Here is an 18,959-nt window from a genome sequence, read left to right on the forward strand (position 1 = left end):
GAATAGTTATCTTTATGGCAAACTATGTGCTTTCCCTACAGAAATCACCTATGAAACGTTTGCTGACCGCCTGCTTGGCACTGAGCGCCATCCTGTCATGCCATGCGGCCGACGCGCCCCCGCCGAAGATGGAAGTGCGCAGCCTGGCGCGGGAGTTCGCCACGTTCTGGGACGCCAGCCAGGGTTTGGCGGAAGCCGAACGCGTGTCTGCGTTTAAAGCGCAGATAGGAGCGCGTTTCCCGGAGTTCTACGGGATTGAACGCTACAAGGGGAGGCGGACGCAAGCCGAGCAGGACGAACTGATACGCGGCAATATCGCCGCGTTCGGCAAGCGCCGGCGGGCTTACCTGGACAAGGCCGCCAAGTTTGAGGCGGATCTGCCGCGCCACGTGGCCACCTTCGCCAAGGCGTTTCCGGACTTCAAGCCCGAAGTGACCACCTACTTTGTCCACTCTTTGGGAGAAATGGACGGAGGACCAAGAGACCTCAACGGACGCCTGTATTTGATCTTCGGCGCCGACATGATGGCGCGATTGCATGGCAATGGCGACGAAGCCGCCTTCTTCCACCATGAACTGTTCCACATCTACCATACCGCCCAGTCATATTGCGGTGAAGAATATGTCTGGCAGCGCCTGTGGAGCGAAGGTTTAGCCAACCATGCCTCCCAGGTGCTGAATCCGCAGGCGACCGACCAGGAGATGCTGCTCGACTTCCCGCCCGGCAGCGCGAATCTGGTCAGGGGCCGGATGTATGCCAGCCTGGCGCAACTGGAGCGGGTGCTGGACAGCACCGATGAGCAGCAGCACGCGAATCTGTTCCAGATGGATGGCCGCAGCGAGGGCGGACTGCAGCCGCGCCGGGGCTATTTCCTGGGCTATCAGGTCGCCAAGGAACTGGGCAAGACCCGCAGCCCGTCCGAACTGGCAAAACTCAGCTGCACAGAAGTGCGGCCGTTGATCGGCTCGGCAATCAGCGCCCTGAAGGCGCGGGCGCAGCCCGCCGAGTAAGGGCCGGATCAGGGAGCGATGCGGTGGAATCCCTATAACGCTCAGACCGTCCTTAGGTGCACATGCCGTAGGCTTTACGGTCGTCGAAATAGCGGTAGGTGAAAGTGCGCACCGGATAACGGTCGCGGTTGATCACCATGTCGGGCGGAGTGAAATCGAACCGTTCCGGCAGCTTGCCCTTGAACTGCAGACGGAAGCGGAATTGGGTGGCGTCGGAAGTGGCGACCGCCGCCATCAATACCGGCATTTCCTTGATGACTTCAACTATCTCCGGCCGGGCGCTGGTGCCGCGCTGGTAAATACTGGCGATTTCGGCGGTTTGCAGCGGCGCGCCCTTGGGCTGGGAAATCTTGAATGCGCGGCTGGTGAATTGCGCCATGGTGTTACGCGGCAACATATAAACCAGCCCGATTTCCACACCGCCATCCGGCAATGCAGTCGGCGCCGTAGCGATGACCGCTATTCCCTTGGGCAGATCGAAACGCGATTCCTCGGCCCAGTTTTTGCAGTCAGGCGTAGTCGCCTGGTACAAACTGGCTGGCGTGTATTTCTCGCCGCAAGCGGAGAGTGCGAAAATCAGGGCGAGAGGCGCATAGCGGCGCATGAGCATGACCGGTTGGTGGTGGGAGTGCCCGCATGGTATCAGAAATCGGTGCAGGCTAGCGGAACATCCTCCCGGTTATCGCTTTTCTTCCATAAGCGCCAGTAAATGGTCGTCCGGATCGCGGAAGAAAGCCATCCACAATTCATGGTCCGACATTTTCGCAACCAAATGCGCTTGGTCCTCAAATTTTACTCCCCTGGATTCCAATTTATCCACCGCCGCCTCCAGCCCTTTGACCATAAAATAAACGCACGTCCCCTGTGCTGGATCCACGGGTTTATTCGTCCCCTCAAGCATGATGCGCAATCCATTGCAATCAAAGAAAACCAGCTCGTCGCGGCGGAAAAGCTTGCGCAAATCCAATACTTCTTCGTAGAATTTTTCCGATCGGTCTGCATCGGAAACATGCATGGCGATCTGGCCGATTTTTAATAGTGGCATACTTATCTCCGGTGGCTGTTGTGTATCCATAGCCTAGGCTTTTTGCGGACGCCATTCAAGCGTGCACTGCGGACCATGCAAGGAAAGAGCACGATCAAGCCAGAAGCTGGCATGAAATACTCGAACGGAGCCATTCAAATGGTCGGTGGCCCCCCTAACAGGGCGGCCACACTGCTGGTTTTGCTTAGTTGCGCTTGTCCTGGCTGCGCTTGGTGCCGGCCTTATTCAAGATCTTCCATTTCGCCCGATCGGCAATTCTTTCCAGTGGTGTCTGCTGAACCCGGTGTGCGTCGCGCAGTAACTTATGATAATTCAATAGCCGGTCGGCATCGACATGTTCACGCACGGCGCAGCCCGGCTCCATTCCGTGGCGGCAATCCCGGAATTGGCAGTCTGCTGCCAGCGCTTCAATATCGGTGAATACGGCGGCCAGTGTTTCCTCGTCCGCATCGGGCCGCCAGGTGCGCAAGCCCGGCGTATCGATAATACAAGCGCCGCCCGGGCATAAATGTAATGAGCGCGCTGTCGTCGTATGCCGGCCCCGGCCGTCGCCTTTCCGGTTGCCACCCGTTTCCTGGCCCGATGCGCACAGGGTATTGGTCAGCGTGGACTTTCCCGTTCCGGAGGAACCCAGCAGGCATAATGTTTGACCGCCATGCAGCCACGGTTCCAATTCCGAAATGACATTGGCGTACAAAGCGTTGACGCTTAAAACGTGAATACAGGCAGGCAGGCGCTTGCGGATATCGATAAGCCGTTGTTCCACTTCAAAGCCGATATCTATTTTAGTGAGAATAATAACCGGTGCTATTTCAGCGGCTTGCACCATGGCGATATAGCGCTCCATGCGGCGCAAATTGAAATCATGGTCCAGACCCATTACCAGCAGCGCCGTGTCGATATTACTGGCAAGCGATTGGCGGCGCCCGTCATTGGCACGGCGAGCAATATGATTTGCTGGGGATAAACGCTGGCTTATCCACAGCTGGTTCTGGCCGTGCATTTCAACGACCACCCAATCGCCAACCGCGAGGCTGCAATGGGCGATTAATCTGGGCAGGGCGCGGGCTTTGAATTCGGCGACGCCGTCGTGGACGGTGAGCCAGTCGCGCTGGACTTCCGATAATCGCATCAGGCGCGCGCCGTCGGCGGCTGGCTCCAGCGCATGTATATTGCTGGCGATGGATTGGTTAAAGCCGATGCGGCGTAAAACTTCGAAATCGAATTCGATCATGATGAGTGGTGTTCCCGTATCCGGTACGCTCGCGGCGCGCGCGAGCACAGCCATCCGCGAAATGCGGAGGCGTGAATTGTCAGGGATAGGCCGGCGCGCGATCAGGCGCGGCTCAACACCAGCTCAGTAAAGCAGGGGTGGAAGACGGGCGATCAGGCAGCCGACAGGAGGGCAATGTCCAAGGTACGCATAGTTTTTTCTCCTGTGGATAAGTTGCAAGTTGTCCAGTGTCGCATCGCCGGCGGCACATGTCAATTGTGCAAGGAGCGGCGAATGGTGCTCAACTGGCAATGTTGCGGCGCCAGCGCGGTCTGGATCACGTCCAGCGCCGTTTGCGGTTGGCTGGCGCCGCACATGAAGATATCCACAGCCGCGAAGCCGTCTTCCGGCCAGGTATGGATGGAAATGTGGGATTCGGCGAGCAAGACCACCCCGGTGACACCCAGGCCCGCGCCGAAGCCGTGGAAATGGCTGTGCAGCACGCGCGCGCCGGCCGCCGCTGCGGCCGAACGCAGCAGCGCTTCCAGTTCGTCGCAGTCGGTCAGCCTGTCGGCGCGCACGCCGGACAGGTCGGCCAGCAGGTGGCTGCCGGCAGGACGGTGGACACGGTCCATGGCGGTGACCTCCGTCATTTGTGGCCCCCGCCGCCTGAGCCGCCGCCATAGCTGCCGCCGCCGCCGCCGGTATGCGAACTCCAGCTCGAGCCGCCGCCGCTGCTGGTCCAGCCGGGCTGGCTGAACATGCGCACCCAGCTGGTACAACTGGTCATGGAAAACACCAGCACGGCGTACACCAGGTAGCGATTCAAGATTTGTCCCCTTTGTCGATGGAGTCCAGGAACAGGGCGGGCAGGAAGATCGCCAGTGCGCCAAGCAGGTTGAAGACGAGCGTGCCGCCGAAGTTCAGCAGCATGGGGATGGCGTTCACGGCCAGCATCACCATGATGAATTTTTTGGCGGCGCTGCCGTAGCGGCCTTTTTCGGTAGCCTGGGCGCGGCGCGCCTTGCCTCTGACAGCGACGCCGAACCAGGCCTTGATCTGGTCGGCTGCCACAGGCGTCGAGCGCGACCAGATCAGCTCTTCGGTACTCAATTCCGCCGCCAGCCTGGTCTGCCCGCGCTGGAACTCGAAAACGCGCACATGGTCGCCGACCTGCACCCGCCAGTTGAAGGCGCCCGCCGCGTAAATCACGGTGGCGCCATAGTCGTACAGCTTTTCGTACATGATCTTGTCCAGCATGACGGTGTCGGCCCCCGTTTGCTCCCATGCGGGCCATTCCGGCATGACGCCGGCGCGCCACCAGCCCTCGTCGGTCTCCACCAGCCAGGAAAAGCCCGAGCGTGCGCCGTACAGCAGGTATTCGGTCCAGCGCGTGCCCTCGTCGTCTTCGCGCACCATCACGCCCAGGATGCGGTAGCGCTGCTTGTTCAGGTTCGCTTCCGCGCCCAGGGACAGGGTGGTGGGCACCCTGTCGACCCGTTCACCTGCCGCCAGCACCTGCGCCTTGGGACTGGCCGCGTCGATCTGCGCGTTGCACGAGGGGCACAGCAGGTTGGCCGTCTGGCCGGGCAGATAATTGATCGGCCCGCCGCAGGAAGGACAGTCCAGCGCGGATAGCTTGCCGCGATAGCGTCCTGCGCTGCGCTCGATCTGCTCGTCCTCGCGCAGCAGCTGGCATTGCATCGCTTCCAGCGTGACGGACACGCCGGTGTAGACCACCGGTTCCGGGCCGTCCGAATAGTCGAGCGTGACGAAGCTCGAGCCGCGCCGGAAATCGGCCACTTTGGCTTGCCATCCTTCCGCCACCTTGAACGGCAGTTCGCCCTGGCCGCCTGTGCAATCGGCGGTCCGCACTTCGGACACCATCATCCGCTCGCTCCCCACCCGCACCATGCCGCCAGGCTCAAGCTCGTCGAAGGCCGGCAGCGGCGGCTGCGTGTCGCGCGCGGTGGTGACGGTGTACAGGCCGGACGAGTCGCCCAGCCAGGAGGTGGCGCCGTCGTCGAACAGCAGATACCACTCGTTCCACATGCCAGCCGCATAGCGCAGCTGGATGCGGCCGATCACGTTGAAGGCGCGCCCGCCCAGGACGCCGGAGGTGCCGATCTGGATGGGGGAATAGTCCTCCAGCACGGAGGACATCTTGCCCAGGTCCTTGACCGCGTCCGCGTCTTTCAGCACCCGCGTGCTGCAGTACTCGCACACGGCCATGACCGACGCGTGCGAGCGGAACTTGACCTCCGCGCCGCAGCTGGGGCAGGAAACGATTTGCATGTACGCGGTCTTAGCCTATCAGTTTCTTGAGCAGCTCGGCCTTGGCGCCGTCGTAGTCGGCGGCCGAGATCAGTCCCTTTTCCAGCAAGCCTTTGAGCTTCTCCAGGCGCGCCTCGATGCCGTCTTCCGCCGGCGCGGAAGGCGCGGAAGGAGCAGCTTGGGAGCCGGCCGGCGCCAGGGTCGAGCCGACCGCCTGTCCCATGGCCTGGCCCAGCATCACACCCGCGCCCAGGCCGGCGCCGATGCCGGCGATGCCGCCTTCATTCTGCGCCGCCAGCGGGATCGCGCTGGCGACCTGGAACTTGGTGAAACCGCCCATCTTGTCGGCGCTCAGGCCGCCCTTCATGCCGGCCGAGATGCGTTCGTCCAGCGCCGCCTGCAGTTCCTCCGGCAGGCTGACGCTGGCAACGTTGAACTCGTCCAGCCCGATGCCGTAGCGCGCGAAGGCGTCAGCCAGGTCGCCGCGCACCTCCTGCGCCATCAGCGCCTGGTTGGCGGCCATGTCGAGGAAGGCCACGTTGGCGCTGCCCAGCGAGCTGGCCATGGTGGACATCAGGATGCCGCGCAGCTGGTCTTCCACGTCCTCGCGCGTGTATTCCTCGCGGGTGCCGCTCAATTCGGTGTAGAACTTGCGCGGATCGGCCACGCGGTAGGAGTACATGCCGAAGGCGCGCACCCGTATCATGTCGAAGTCCTTGTCGCGGATCGTGATCGGCTGCTGGGTGCCCCATTTGCGGCCGGTCTGCACGCGCGTGCTGAAGAAGTACACGTCCGACTTGAAGGGCGAGTCGAACAGCTTGTCCCAGTTTTTCAGGTTGGTCAGCAGGGGCAGGGTTTGCGTGGTCAGCGTGTGCGTGCCGGGGCCGAACACGTCGGCGACCTGGCCCTCGTTGACGAACACCGCCACCTGCGAATCGCGCACCACCAGCACGCCGCCGTTCTGGATCTCCTGATCCGTCATCGGGAAGCGCCAGGCCAGCACGCCCTCCTTGTCTTCCGTCCATTGCAGGACGTCGATAAACTGCTTCTTGATAAAGCTGCCGAGACCCATGATGTTCGTCCTTAAAAAAAATTCAGGAAATGCAGGCGGCGTTGATCGCGCCGATGGACAGCGAGATCGCGCCGAGCAGGCCGCCGAAAGCGGTGTTGCCCGATTCGATCTGGTCGCGCGCCATGCGCAGCGCGCGCGTGGTGCAGAAATAGGCCAGTACCTGGACCACCATGGCGCCGAAGGACCACAGGAAGAATTGCTGGTAGTCCGCCGTGTGCAGCAGGCTGGAGGCGATCGTCATCGAAAAACCGATCAGCGCGCCGCCCAGCGATAGCGCGGCCGCATTGTTCCCCTGGCGGATCAGCAGCACCTCGTTGTAGGGCGTGAGGCGGGTGTAGATCATGAAGAACATCGCCAGCAGCAAGGCGGCCAGACACAGATGTATCACGTAGTTTAGGATGGGCGGCACGGCATTCCTCGGTTAAAGTGGCTATCCTGATAATTGTTCATCATAAAACATTCGCACCCCCATGACAAAAAAGATTCTGATCCTGTCCGTCTTCGTCGTCGCTTCATGCGGGCTGGCTTATGAACTCATCGCGGGAGCCTTGTCCAGCTATCTGCTGGGCGATTCCATCCTGCAGTTCTCCACCATCATCGGATGCTATCTGTTCGCCATGGGCGTGGGCGCCCACCTGTCCAAGTACGTGAAGGACGAGGACGTGCTGGCGCGCTTCGTCGACATCGAACTGGCCGTGGGCCTGATCGGCGGCGTCTCGGCGGCTGTGCTGTTCCTCACCTTCTCGTGGATGACCGCGCCGTTCCGCGCGCTGCTCTACACCATGGTATTCCTGATCGGCTGCCTGGTGGGCATGGAGGTGCCGCTGGTGATGCGCGCGCTGAACGAGCGCAAGACCGAGTTCAATGAGCTGGTCAGCCGCGTGCTGACTTTCGACTACCTGGGCGCGCTGGCCGTGTCGCTGCTGTTCCCGCTGGTGCTGGCGCCCTACCTGGGGCTGGTGCGCACCGGCTTCCTGTTCGGCATGCTCAACGTGGGCGTGGGCCTGTGGACCATCTACGTGTTCCGCACGGAGCTGGGCAATGTCACCGGGCGCGTGCTGCGCGCCTCGGCGGTCATGTGCGTGCTGGTGTTCGGCTTCGCGGCGGCGGACCGCATGACGCACTGGGGCGAGCACGGCCTGTTCGGCGACGAGATCGTCTACTCCACCACCACGCCGTACCAGCGCCTGGTCATCACGCGCTGGAAGGACGACCTGCGCCTCTATATCAACGGCAACCTGCAATTCTCCTCGCGCGACGAGTACCGTTACCACGAGGCGCTGGTGCATCCGGTGCTGGAGGCGCTGCCGTGGGCCAGGCGCGTGCTGGTGCTGGGCGGCGGCGATGGCCTGGCGCTGCGCGAGATCCTGCGCTATCCCAACATCGAGCAGGCCACCGTGGTCGACCTCGACCCGGCCATGACGGGCGCTTTCACCACGCGCGAAGAACTGGTCAAGCTGAATGGCGGATCGTTCCGCGACAAGCGCGCCCGGGTCATCAACGCCGACGCGGCGGTGTGGCTGCAGAACACGACGGAAATGTTCGACGCCGTCATCATCGACTTCCCCGATCCCTCCAGTTTCGCACTGGGCAAGCTGTACTCCGTGCCCTTCTATGGCCTGGTGAAGAAGCACTTGGCGGCCAAGGGCCTGGTGGTGGTGCAGTCGACGTCGCCGTTCTTCGCCCCGCATGCCTACTGGACGGTGGATGCCACCTTGCGCGAGCTCGGGCTGACAACGCATCCTTTCCACGCCTACGTTCCCTCGTTCGGCGAGTGGGGATTCATCCTGGCGTCGCAGCAGCTCGAGTACAAGCCGCCCACGTCGTACAAGCTGCCGATGCGCTACCTGGACGCGGACACTACGCGCGAAATGTTCATCTTCCCGCCGGACATGAAGCGCCTGCCGATGGAACCGAACCGGCTCAACACGCAGTCGCTGGTGCACGAGTTCGAGCAGGACTGGCGCAGGGTGATACGGTGATGGCTGCCGCCTGTCATTCCCCGTCGGCGGACCGCCGCGCAGGCGGGACGGTCCGCCTATGCGGTCCGTACTTCGCCGGCGGCGGACGCGGTCTATGGATTCCCGCCTGCGCGGGAATGACAGTGGGAGTGGGCTGATGCTGCGGCGCTCTTTTCTGGTATGGGCCGGCGCCAGCGGCCTGGCGGCGGCGGGCAGCGTGGCCGGCTACCGGCGCTGGCAGGAAGTCACGCCCACGCTGCATTTTCCCGGCCGCGATGAAGGCCACTTCATGCGCGACCGCCGCGCGCTGCCGCCGCCGTCCGAAGTGCTGGAGACCGATGTCGCCATCCTCGGCTCCGGCATCGCCGGCCTGTCGGCCGCGTGGAAGCTGCGCAAGCTGGGGCACAGCAATTTCATGATGGTGGACGGTCCGCAGCCCTATGGCAATGCGGCCGGCGGCCGCTTCGGCGACCTCGAATATCCCACCGGCGGCCACTATCTGCCGCTGCCGTCGCCGGAGTCGGTGCACGTGCGCGAGATCCTGTCCGACCTGGGCGTGATCCAGCGCGACCCTTATGGCGACAAGCCATATTATGACGAGCGCTTCCTGCTGCACGCGCCGGAGGAGCGCCTGCTGTACCAGGGCAAGTGGCAGGAGGGCTTCATCCCCACCGAAGGCGTGCCGCCGGTGGAACTGGCCGAGCACAAACGCTTTTTCGCCGAAGTCGAGCGCCTGCGCCAGATGCGCGGCAGCGACGGGCGCCGGATTTTCGTCTTCCCCACCGTGCAGTCCTCGGAGGATGCCGAGTGGCGCAAGCTCGACAGTGTCACGCTCAAGCAATGGCTGGAGCAGAACGGCTACCGTTCGCCCACCTTGCACTGGTATCTGAACTACTGCTGCCGCGACGATTACGGCGCGCGCTACGACCAGGTGTCCGCGTGGGCCGGCCTGCATTACTACTGCAGCCGCTGGGGCCGCGCCGCCAACGCTGAAAACGGCACCTGGCTCACCTGGCCAGGCGGCCTGCAGCCGCTGGCGTCCGGCTTGGAGCGCCTGTCGGGCGTGCAGCGCGTCGGCGGCACCGTCGTGTCCGTGAAGCGCACCGGCAGCGGCAAGGACGCCGGCGTCGAAGCGCTGTGCTTCCGCCTCGAAAACGGCCAGCCGCGCAGCTACCTGGTGAAGGCGCGCAAGGCCATCTGCGCCATGCCGCTGTACGTGGCCGAGCGCGTGGTGGAAGGCATCCGCGAGATGGGCTACGAGCCGCGGCGCGACACGCCCGTCTACGCGCCGTGGATGGTGGCGAACTTCCTGCTCAAGCGCTTCCCGGCCGAACTGCCGCGCGCGCCGCTGTCGTGGGACAACGTGGTCTACCAGGAACCGGGGCTCGGCTATGTGGTATCCACGCATCAGGACATCCGCGTGGCGCCGCCGGAAAAAACGGTCTTCAGTTCCTACGTGGCGCTGTCCGACCGCACGCCCGCCAGCGCGCGGCGCTGGATGGTGACGGCCACGCCGGCCGAGTTGCTGGCGCTGGCCAGCGTCGACCTGCAGAGCGCCTACGGCGCGCAGTTCGCAAGCTGCGTCGAGCGGGTCGATATCACGCTGCGCGGCCACGCCATGGCTGCTCCCTTACCCGGTTTCCGCAGCAACCCGGGCTTGAAGGCCTTGCGCGAAACCGATGGCCCCATCCTCTTTGCGCACGCCGACTTGTCCGGCTTTTCCGTCTTCGAGGAAGCCGCCTGGTGGGGCGTGCGCGCCGCGCAGCTGGCGGTCAAGTGATCAGGCGCTATGTGATTTTGATATAGCGTTTCGTGGAATTTACATATTTCCCTTCTGGTTGTTGAAACTACACTTGAGTCATAAAGATAATTAGACTCACGGAGAACCAGAATGAAAAACGGAAACGCGCGCCTGCCCGCGCTGGCTGCGCTATCGCCTGCCACTTTCATGGCGGCCGGCCCGGCTCATGCCGCAACCCTGCTGCGCACAGCCGCCGGCCCACCCCGCACCACCCCCTAGAAACAAACTGCAGCTCATGCGCGACCGCCTGGCGCGGCGTGGAGATCACGCCGGCCTGAGCCTCATCGTGCTGCCATCAGTCAGCTATACGAATTGCTCATAGATTTGACCGAATACGCGATAGCTTGTCAAAGATTTAATTGCGTAGCATGAATTTAGCACGGCCAAAGTTCGTGCCCTGAATCATATAAAACATAAATGGAGAAAAAACAGAAATGCATAACACCACCATGCGTAAGACGGTATTGGCCGCACTGATTGCCGAAATGCTGATGATGGCTAGCGCCTCCGCGCAAACCGTCAAAGAGCCCGGCGCCGCCGATTCGGAAGTGAAGGTCGTAGTCAGCGGTATCCGCGCCTCCCTCAGCTCTTCTTTGACAACCAAGCGCATGCAGGACGGCGTGGTGGACGCGGTGTCCGCCGAAGACGCCGGCAAGTTCCCGGACACGAATATCGCCGAATCGCTGCAGCGCGTCACCGGCGTGCAGATCCAGCGCAACAACGGCGAGGGACGCTACATCTCCGTGCGCGGCCTGGGGCCTGAGTTCAACAACGTGCTGGTGAACGGCCGTACCATGACCAGCGACACCGGCGGCCGCGAGTTTTCCTTCGACCTGCTGTCCTCCGACCTGATCTCGAAAGCCCTGGTCTACAAGACCTCCCAGCCCTTCCTGCCCGAGGGCGGCATCGGTTCGACGGTGGACATCCAGACCGCGCGCCCGCTGTCCGGCAAGACGGGCCACACCTCGGTGGTCAACGTGTCGGACTCCTGGGACTCGAACTCCAGGAAGCATACCCCCAACGCCAGCGGCATGTATTCCTTCGCCAATGAGGAACGCAATTTCGGCGTCACCGGCTCGCTGTCCTTCACCGACCGCAAATCGAAGCAGAACAAGGCCGTCACCGACGCCTGGAATTTCCGCGACGTGTCCATGATCAACGGCGACCTCAACTCCAAGGGCTTGACGATGGCCGACGTGACCAGCAAGAAGCTGTACATGCCGCAGAGTTACGGCTTCCAGCAAGAGAACGAAACCCGCAAGCGCCTGGTGGGCAATCTCACGGTGCAGTACAACCCGTCACCGACCTGGAAACTGACGGCCGACGCCCTGTACTCGCGCCTCGATCAGGAAAATGCGGTGATCGCATTCAGCGACTGGAACAATCCGCAGCAGCTCGGCGTGAAGTACGATTCCAACAACCAGGTCACCAGCTTCCTGCGCCCCGGCTCCATCTTCTACGCCAACAATCCAGCCATCGCAGGCGCCGGCAAGCTGCTGGGCGAGGCCAATTCCAACGACATGATCGTCAAGGGCGGCGACCGCCTGTCGACCACGCGCGCCTTCGGCCTGAATTCGAAATGGGCGCTGGCGCCGGAGTGGAAACTGGAAGGCGATATTTCGAGCTCCCGCACCACCGCCAGGTCGCCGGACATGTGGATCGTGGCCGGCATGGTGCCGAAGAACGGCGATGTGCTGTCCTTCAACGGAACCCCCAGCATCACCTTCGGCGACGGCATCGCCGATCCGACGGCGGTGCGCGCGCACGCGGTGGCCTTCGGCGACATCCGCAACAGCGACAAACTGCACGAAGGGCGTCTGAACCTGGCCTGGAGTCACGATCTGGGTTATTTCAAAGGCCTCGATTCCGGCGCGGCCTACTCGCAGCGCAATGTGGGACGCGAGCAGTGGAACAGCGATTCCTGGAACGCCTACAGCGGCTATCACGTGGCCCTGCCATCGTCGCTGTTCACGGTCACGCCGATGGATAATTTCATGGGCGGCGACGCGAAGGTGCCGAGCGCCTATCTGCGTTTCGACCCGTACGCCTACATGAATTACCTGAACCAGCCGTCGCTGATCGCGCAGTCGAACGATCCGGCGCTGTATTCGGACAAGACCAAGTATCCGAACGGCCCGATGGCCATCGACTACACCAAGCCGTCCATGTGGGGCGTCAAGGAAAAGGTCGCCAGCTTCTTCGTGGACTCGAAATGGGAAGGCGAGGGCTGGTCCGCCAACGCGGGTGTGCGCGTGGTGCACGTGAATTCGGCCTCGACCGGCATCAGCCGTACCTTGCTGTCGGCGACCAAGAGCCCCAACGACACCACCTACATCCTGAACTGGGGCCCTTCCAGCGCCACCACGGTCGAGAACAGCTACAACAGCGTTCTGCCGTCGGCCAATGTGAAATTCGACCTGAACCGCGACATGCTGCTGCGCCTGGGCGCCTCGAAGACGGAAACCCGCCCGACGCTGAACCAGATGGGCGTGGATAACTGGTACGGCGGCCGCTTCGGCGACGTGCAGACCGGCGGCGGGAATCCCCACCTGAAGCCGATGGAGTCGAAGAACCTGGACCTGTCGTACGAATGGTATCTGTCGAAGACCAACTACGTCAGCGCCGCGGTGTTCCAGAAGAAGGTCTCCAACTTCCTCGAAACCAAGCTGGTGGACATGAAGATCCCGCAGTACACCGAGACCGTGCACGACACCCGCGTGCGTAACGGACAGACGGGCAAGATCAAGGGCCTGGAACTGGCCGGCCAGTATGCCTTCGACACCGCGATCCCGCTGCTGCAAGGCTTCGGCGTGGCGGCCAACTACACCTATGTGGACGCGCAGGCGACCCGCGAAGGCGGCGATACCTCGTGCGGCTACCCTGGTTTGTCGCCGCAGTCGTATAACGGCTCCATCTTCTACGAGAACAGCAACTTCTCGGCCCGCGTGAGCTATAACTGGCGCAACCGCTTCTCCGTCGACTGCGGCGGCGGCAGCACCATGCCGCGCAACCGCGCCGCCTACGGACAGACCGACGCCAGCCTGCGCTACAACATCACGCCGAAACTGGCGCTGTACGCAGACGCCATCAACCTGGGCAACAAGCGCATGCAGGAGTACGCGCAGAATGAAAGCCAGTTCCTGACGCTGGAAGACGTCGGCCGCCGCGTCAACGTCGGCCTGCGGATGGCGTTCTAATATGCGCGCGAATTTGCCCCGCCGCCGCCTGTTGCAAGGCGCCGCTGCCGCTGCCGGCGGCGCCCTGCTGCCGGTCCACGCTGTCGTGCTGGATGCCGGCCAGGGCGCGGCGTCGCCGCGCTTCACGGTCGGCGCCAAGGACTTCCTGCTGGACGGTAAACCGCTGCAGATCCGCTGCGGCGAAATGCACTTTGCCCGCGTGCCGCGCGAGTACTGGACGCACCGCCTGCAGGCCATCAAGGCCATGGGTCTGAACACGGTGTGCGCCTATCTGTTCTGGAACTACCACGAATGGCGCGAAGGAAAATTCGACTGGAGCGGCCAGCGCGACGCGGTCGAGTTCTGCCGCCTGGCGCAGAAGGAAGGCCTGTATGTCATCCTGCGTCCGGGGCCGTACGCCTGTGCCGAGTGGGAGATGGGCGGCCTGCCATGGTGGCTGCTCAAGAAGCATCCGGGCGATGCCTTCCTGCGCACGCGCGAGCCGGCCTTCATGGACCCGGCGCGGCGCTACCTGCGCGAGGTCGGCCGCGTGCTGGCGCCGATGCAGGTGACCCAGGGCGGGCCCATCCTCATGGTCCAGGTGGAGAACGAGTACGGCTTCTTCGGTGAAGACCTGGAGTACATGCGCGCCATGCGCCAAGCCCTGCTCGACGCCCGGTTCGACGTGCCGCTGTTCCAGTGCAATCCGACCAACGCGGTGGCGAAAACGCATATTCCCGGCATGCTCACGGTGGCCAACTTCGGCAGCGATCCGGCCGGCGGCTTCAAGGCGCTGGCGGCGGTTCAGCAAGCGCCGCTGATGTGTGGCGAATACTACTCGGGCTGGTTCGACACCTGGGGCAATCCGCACCGCCGCGGCGACAACACCAAGGCCGTCGTCGACATCCAGGCCATGCTGAAGGCGAACGGTTCGTTCAGCCTGTACATGGCCCACGGCGGCACCACCTTCGGGTTGTGGGGCGGTTGCGACCGCCCGTTCAGGCCGGACACCACCAGCTACGACTACGACGCGCCCATCAGCGAAGCGGGGTGGATGGGCTCCAAGTTCAACGCCTACCGCGAAGGCATGCGCCCCTTCCTGGCGCCGGGAGAAGTGCTGCCCGAGCCGCCGGCGCGCAATCCCGTCATGCGGATAGACGCGTTCGCGCTGCAGGAGTCGGCCCAGGTGTTCGCTAATATGCCGGCGCAGGCGATCAAGGCCGTCTCGCCCAGGCCGATCGAAGAGTACGACATCAGCCGCGGCCTGGTGGCCTACCGCGTGCAGCTGCCGGCGGGACCGGCGGGCCTGCTCGCCGCCGCCAAGGTGCGCGACCTGGCCTGGGTGTACATCGACGGCAAGCAGATCGGCACGATGGACACGCGCCACCGCCGCTTCTCGGTCGCCGTGCCGGCACGCAGCAAGCCGGTGACGGTGGACATCCTGCTGTACACCATCGCACGCGTCAATTTCGGCCTGGAAGTGCACGACCGCAAGGGCCTGCACGGTCCGGTGACCTTCACCGCCAAGGGCGGCGCGGCGCAGGCGCTGGAGAACTGGGAGATCCGCGCCATCGATTTCGACGCCGACGGCACGCTGCCGCCGCTGTCGTTCAAGGCGGGCCGCGCCCAGGGCCCGGCCTTCTGGCGCGGCGGCTTCGACGCCGGCAAGCAGGCGGACACCTTCCTCGACATGTCCGGCTGGGGGCAGGGCATCGTCTGGATCAATGGCCGCTGCCTCGGACGCTACTGGAGCATAGGGCCGACCCAGACCATGTATCTGCCCGGCCCCTGGATCAGAAAGGGACGCAACGAAGTGGTGGTGCTCGACCTGACCGGCCCGCGCAGCGCCCGGATCGCCGGCCTGACCGAACCGATACTCGACCAGCTCAATCCGGAGCTGGACCTGGCGCGGCCGCCGAGCACCGTCAAGCCGGCGCTGGCGGGCGTCGTCCCGGCCCACGAGGGCGAGTTCGCGGCCGGCGGCGCGACCCAGGACGTGCTGTTCGCCGCCCCGGTCGCGGGCCGCCATTTCTGCCTCGAATCGCTGAGCGCCTTCGACGGCAAGCAGTACGCGGCGGTCGGCGAGATCGCGCTGCTGGGCAAGGACGGCAAGCCGGTCAACCAGCAATCGTGGACCATTGCCTATGCCAGCAGCGAGGAGCTGAAAAAGGAGGACGGCTCCGCCCTCAACGCCATCAACGGGCAGGCGTCGGACCATTGGCACACCGCGTTTTCGGGCGCCGCCGCCGGCGCAGCCACGGCAGCCCATCCGCACCGCCTGATCATCGATCTCGGCCAGCGGGTGGAGGTGGCGGGCGTGCGCTACACGCCGCGCCAGGGCCCGGACACGGTGACCGGCCGCATCAAGCAGTACCGCATGTACGTCGCCGACAAGCTGGTCAGCGAATAAGCATGGGCTGGACCAATCGATCACGGCGTTGATCGACTACGCAAGCGGTTCAACCGCAGCCGCTTGCGTAGCATAGAGACAAGGGGCGCGCCCTGTCCCCGCCATGCTATGCCAAAACTGCATACGATTGCGCAAACACGGCATATTTCAGTGTTAGCTAGGCGCGCTAGACTGGCTGTCAATACTTCAACACTAGACCGCCATGAAAATTACCAAGCTCACTACTTACCGTGTTCCACCGCGCTGGATGCTGCTCAAGATTGAAACCGACGAGGGCATCATCGGCTGGGGCGAACCCGTCATCGAAGGCAAGGCCCGCACCGTGGAAACGGCGGTGCAGGAATACGGCCAATACCTGATCGGCCAGGACCCGCGCCGCATCAACGACCTGTGGCAGGTCATGTACCGGGGCGGCTTCTACCGCGGCGGCGCCATCCTGATGAGCGCCATGGCCGGCATAGACCAGGCCTTGTGGGACATCAAGGGCAAGGCCCTGGGCGTGCCCGTGTACGAGCTGCTCGGCGGCCTGGTGCGCGACAAGATGAAGACCTACAGCTGGGTGGGCGGCGACCGTCCGTCCGACGTGATCGAAGGCATCCGCACGCTGCGCGAAGCGGGCTTCGACACGTTCAAGATGAATGGCACCGAGGAATTCGGCATCATCGACAGCGCCGCCGCCGTCGATGCCGCCGTGGGCCGCATCGCCGAGATCCGCGAAGCCTTCGGCAACGAGATCGAGTTCGGTATCGACTTCCACGGCCGCGTGGCCGCGCCTATGGCCAAAGTGCTGCTGCGCGCGCTGGAGCCTTACCGCCCGCTGTTCGTGGAAGAGCCGGTGCTGGCCGAGCAGGCCGAGTACTACCCGCGCCTGGCCGAATCGACCTCGATTCCGCTGGCCGCCGGCGAGCGCATGTACTCGCGCTTCGAATTCAAGAACGTGTTTCACGCGGGCGGCCTGTCCATCGTGCAGCCGGACCTGTCGCATGCCGGCGGCATCACCGAGTGCGTGAAGATCGCCGCCATGGCCGAGGCCTACGACATCGCGCTGGCGCCGCACTGCCCGCTCGGTCCCGTCGCGCTGGCGGCCTGTCTGGCCGTGGACTTCGTGTCGCACAACGCGGTGCTGCAGGAGCAGAGCATGGGCATCCACTACAACAAGGGCGCCGAAGTGCTGGACTATGTGCTCAACAAGGAAGACTTCCACATCGAGAAGGGCTACATCAAGCCGCTGCCCAAGCCCGGCCTGGGCGTGGTGGTGGACGAGCAGCGCGTGATCGAAGCGAGCCGCAACGCGCCCGACTGGAGCAATCCGCTCTGGCGCCACGCCGACGGGAGCGTGGCGGAATGGTAAGCGCCGCCGCAGCCGGCGCGGGCGCGGACGGCGAGGCGCAAGCCCTGGCTGCCGCGCAGCTGATCGGTGTCGACTGGGGCAGCAGCGGTTTGCGCGCTTTCCTGATCGGCGCGGACGGGCTGGCGCTGGTGGAGCGCGCGACCGCGCAGGGCGCGGCGACCCTGGCCGGCGCCGACGCCTACGCGGCAGTGCTGGACGAGACGGTGGGCGACTGGATGCGGGCCCGCCCAGAGCTGCCGGTGATCGCTTGCGGCATGGTCGGCAGCCAGTACGGCTGGGTGGACGTGCCTTACGCTGCCTGCCCGTCCGGCGCGCCCGCGCTGGCCTCGGGCATGCGCCGCACGCCCAACGGCGCGGCCCACGTCGTCCCCGGCCTGCTGCAGAGCGGCGACGGCTTGCCGCCTGACCTGATGCGCGGCGAGGAGACGCAAATCGTCGGCGCGCTGCAATTGCGGCCGGAACTGCACGAAGGGGCTTGCCTGGTCTTGCCCGGCACCCATTCGAAATGGGCGCAACTGCGCTCGGGCCGCGTCGAGCGCTTCGCCACCCACATGACGGGCGAGCTGTACGCCGTGCTGCGCCAGCATTCCGTGCTGGGACGCCTGATGGTGGACGATGCCGCGTTCGACGAGGCGGCCTACTGCGGCGGCGTCGAGGCGGCGCGCGATTTCGGCCATCTCGGCATGAGCCACCAGATCTTCGCGGCGCGCAGCCTGGGCGTCACCGGCCGCATGCCGCATACCGCATTGGCCGACTATCTGTCCGGTCTGCTGATCGGCCACGAACTGCGCGCGGGCCTCGCTTGGCGCGCCGACGCCGGGCTGGAGCAGGCGCCGCTGGCGCTGGTCGGCAGTCCCGCTTTATGCGCGCGCTACCAACTGGCGCTTCAGCGTTACAGTGGCGTGCAAGCACTGACTTTGGATAATACGGCGCCAGCCGGTCTGCTGTGCCTGGCGCAAGCCGCCGGCCTGACCGCTGGCGTCACACAGAAGGAGTATGCATGATGAACCCATCCCCGTTCGATAGCGCTTTCGAAGCGCTGCCCCTGGTCGCGATCTTGCGCGGCGTGCGCCCGGAAGAAGTGGAAGCGATAGGCAAGGAACTGTACGAAGCGGGCTTCCGCATGATCGAGGTGCCGCTCAATTCGCCGCAGCCGCTCGAGTCCATCGCCTTGCTGTCGCGCAGCCTGCCGTCGGACGCGCTGGTTGGCGCCGGCACTGTGCTGGGCGTCGACTCGGTGCATGACGTGAAAAAGGCCGGCGGCCAGCTGATCGTGATGCCGCATGCCGACACGGAAGTCATCCGTGCCGCCAAGGCGGCCGGCATGTACTGCGTGCCCGGCGCCGCGACGCCGACCGAAGCCTTCGCCGCGCTGCACGCCGGCGCCGACGCGGTCAAGCTGTTCCCGGCCGAGCTGGTGACGCCGACGCTGGTGCGCGCGATGCGCGCCGTGCTGCCGCCTGCCTTGCGCTTGCTGCCGGTGGGCGGCATCACGCCGGAAGGCATGGCGGTCTACCGCGCCGCCGGCGTCGCCGGTTTCGGCCTCGGTGGCGCGCTGTACCAGCCCGGCCTGGACGCCAAGGCGGTCGGCGAACGCGCCCGCGCCTTCGTGCGCGCCTGGCGCGGCCAGGTGCAAGCATGACCCC

At 64.3% G+C, this 18,959-nt stretch carries 17 protein-coding genes; 9 read left to right on the forward strand and 8 right to left on the reverse strand.

Features of this window, described 5'->3' with window-relative positions; genetic code table 11:
- Window positions 1–14: 14 nt before the first annotated feature.
- Window positions 15–1,010: a hypothetical protein gene (locus tag ACSQ8Y_RS24680; protein WP_436269043.1), complete on the forward strand. Its 996-nt coding sequence runs from the start codon at window positions 15–17 to the stop codon at window positions 1,008–1,010.
- Between the two features lie 52 nt (window positions 1,011–1,062).
- Here the strand turns inward: ACSQ8Y_RS24680 and ACSQ8Y_RS24685 are convergent, their stop codons facing one another.
- The 8 genes from ACSQ8Y_RS24685 to ACSQ8Y_RS24720 all read right to left on the reverse strand — a co-directional run bounded on the left by ACSQ8Y_RS24685 (window position 1,063) and on the right by ACSQ8Y_RS24720 (window position 7,023).
- Window positions 1,063–1,614 carry a hypothetical protein gene (locus ACSQ8Y_RS24685; RefSeq protein ID WP_436269044.1) on the reverse strand — a complete coding sequence of 184 codons (552 nt, stop codon included), beginning with the start codon at window positions 1,612–1,614 and terminating at the stop codon, window positions 1,063–1,065.
- A gap of 75 nt (window positions 1,615–1,689) precedes the next feature.
- On the reverse strand, window positions 1,690–2,055 hold the full coding sequence (locus ACSQ8Y_RS24690; RefSeq protein WP_436269045.1) for a VOC family protein: 366 nt from the start codon (window positions 2,053–2,055) through the stop codon (window positions 1,690–1,692).
- A 184-nt stretch (window positions 2,056–2,239) separates the two neighbouring features.
- Complete coding sequence (gene rsgA, locus ACSQ8Y_RS24695) at window positions 2,240–3,289, reverse strand: ribosome small subunit-dependent GTPase A (protein WP_436269046.1); 1,050 nt, start codon at window positions 3,287–3,289, stop codon at window positions 2,240–2,242.
- A 251-nt stretch (window positions 3,290–3,540) separates the two neighbouring features.
- Window positions 3,541–3,921, reverse strand: a complete 381-nt coding sequence (speD, locus tag ACSQ8Y_RS24700) for an adenosylmethionine decarboxylase (RefSeq protein WP_436269047.1) — start codon at window positions 3,919–3,921, stop codon at window positions 3,541–3,543.
- Window positions 3,918–4,097 carry a hypothetical protein gene (locus ACSQ8Y_RS24705; protein ID WP_436269048.1) on the reverse strand — a complete coding sequence of 60 codons (180 nt, stop codon included), beginning with the start codon at window positions 4,095–4,097 and terminating at the stop codon, window positions 3,918–3,920. The genes speD and ACSQ8Y_RS24705 overlap by 4 nt, the downstream gene beginning before the upstream one ends.
- On the reverse strand, window positions 4,094–5,563 hold the full coding sequence (locus tag ACSQ8Y_RS24710; protein ID WP_436269049.1) for a DUF4178 domain-containing protein: 1,470 nt from the start codon (window positions 5,561–5,563) through the stop codon (window positions 4,094–4,096). The genes ACSQ8Y_RS24705 and ACSQ8Y_RS24710 overlap by 4 nt, the downstream gene beginning before the upstream one ends.
- A gap of 10 nt (window positions 5,564–5,573) precedes the next feature.
- A complete protein-coding gene (locus ACSQ8Y_RS24715; RefSeq protein ID WP_436269050.1) occupies window positions 5,574–6,614 on the reverse strand; it encodes an SPFH domain-containing protein in 1,041 nt (346 codons plus the stop codon).
- Window positions 6,615–6,636: 22 nt separating this feature from the next.
- Window positions 6,637–7,023: a DUF350 domain-containing protein gene (locus tag ACSQ8Y_RS24720; RefSeq protein ID WP_436269051.1), complete on the reverse strand. Its 387-nt coding sequence runs from the start codon at window positions 7,021–7,023 to the stop codon at window positions 6,637–6,639.
- A gap of 61 nt (window positions 7,024–7,084) precedes the next feature.
- On the opposite strand from ACSQ8Y_RS24720, the gene ACSQ8Y_RS24725 reads away from it, so the two are divergent.
- The 8 genes from ACSQ8Y_RS24725 (at window position 7,085) to ACSQ8Y_RS24760 (ending at window position 18,955) form a co-directional block, all read left to right on the forward strand.
- Entirely contained in the window at window positions 7,085–8,596 is a 1,512-nt protein-coding gene (locus ACSQ8Y_RS24725) for a polyamine aminopropyltransferase (protein WP_436269052.1), read from the forward strand.
- A 136-nt stretch (window positions 8,597–8,732) separates the two neighbouring features.
- A complete protein-coding gene (locus ACSQ8Y_RS24730) occupies window positions 8,733–10,355 on the forward strand; it encodes an NAD(P)-binding protein (RefSeq protein ID WP_436269053.1) in 1,623 nt (540 codons plus the stop codon).
- Window positions 10,356–10,466: 111 nt separating this feature from the next.
- On the forward strand, window positions 10,467–10,595 hold the full coding sequence (locus tag ACSQ8Y_RS24735; protein WP_436269054.1) for a hypothetical protein: 129 nt from the start codon (window positions 10,467–10,469) through the stop codon (window positions 10,593–10,595).
- A gap of 215 nt (window positions 10,596–10,810) precedes the next feature.
- On the forward strand, window positions 10,811–13,573 hold the full coding sequence (locus ACSQ8Y_RS24740; protein ID WP_436269055.1) for a TonB-dependent receptor: 2,763 nt from the start codon (window positions 10,811–10,813) through the stop codon (window positions 13,571–13,573).
- A gap of 1 nt (window position 13,574) precedes the next feature.
- The gene (locus tag ACSQ8Y_RS24745; RefSeq protein ID WP_436269056.1) at window positions 13,575–15,962 is read left to right on the forward strand and encodes a beta-galactosidase; all 2,388 of its coding nucleotides are present in this window, start codon (window positions 13,575–13,577) and stop codon (window positions 15,960–15,962) included.
- A gap of 202 nt (window positions 15,963–16,164) precedes the next feature.
- Window positions 16,165–17,313, forward strand: a complete 1,149-nt coding sequence (dgoD, locus tag ACSQ8Y_RS24750) for a galactonate dehydratase (protein WP_436269057.1) — start codon at window positions 16,165–16,167, stop codon at window positions 17,311–17,313.
- A complete protein-coding gene (locus tag ACSQ8Y_RS24755) occupies window positions 17,307–18,317 on the forward strand; it encodes a 2-dehydro-3-deoxygalactonokinase (RefSeq protein ID WP_436269058.1) in 1,011 nt (336 codons plus the stop codon). The genes dgoD and ACSQ8Y_RS24755 overlap by 7 nt, the downstream gene beginning before the upstream one ends.
- Window positions 18,317–18,955, forward strand: coding sequence for a 2-dehydro-3-deoxy-6-phosphogalactonate aldolase (locus ACSQ8Y_RS24760; RefSeq protein ID WP_436269906.1), 639 nt, complete (start codon window positions 18,317–18,319; stop codon window positions 18,953–18,955). The genes ACSQ8Y_RS24755 and ACSQ8Y_RS24760 overlap by 1 nt, the downstream gene beginning before the upstream one ends.
- Window positions 18,956–18,959: the final 4 nt, after the last annotated feature.

This window comes from Pseudoduganella sp. LjRoot289 (genome assembly GCF_964252925.1).
GTDB lineage: Bacteria > Pseudomonadota > Gammaproteobacteria > Burkholderiales > Burkholderiaceae_D > Rugamonas.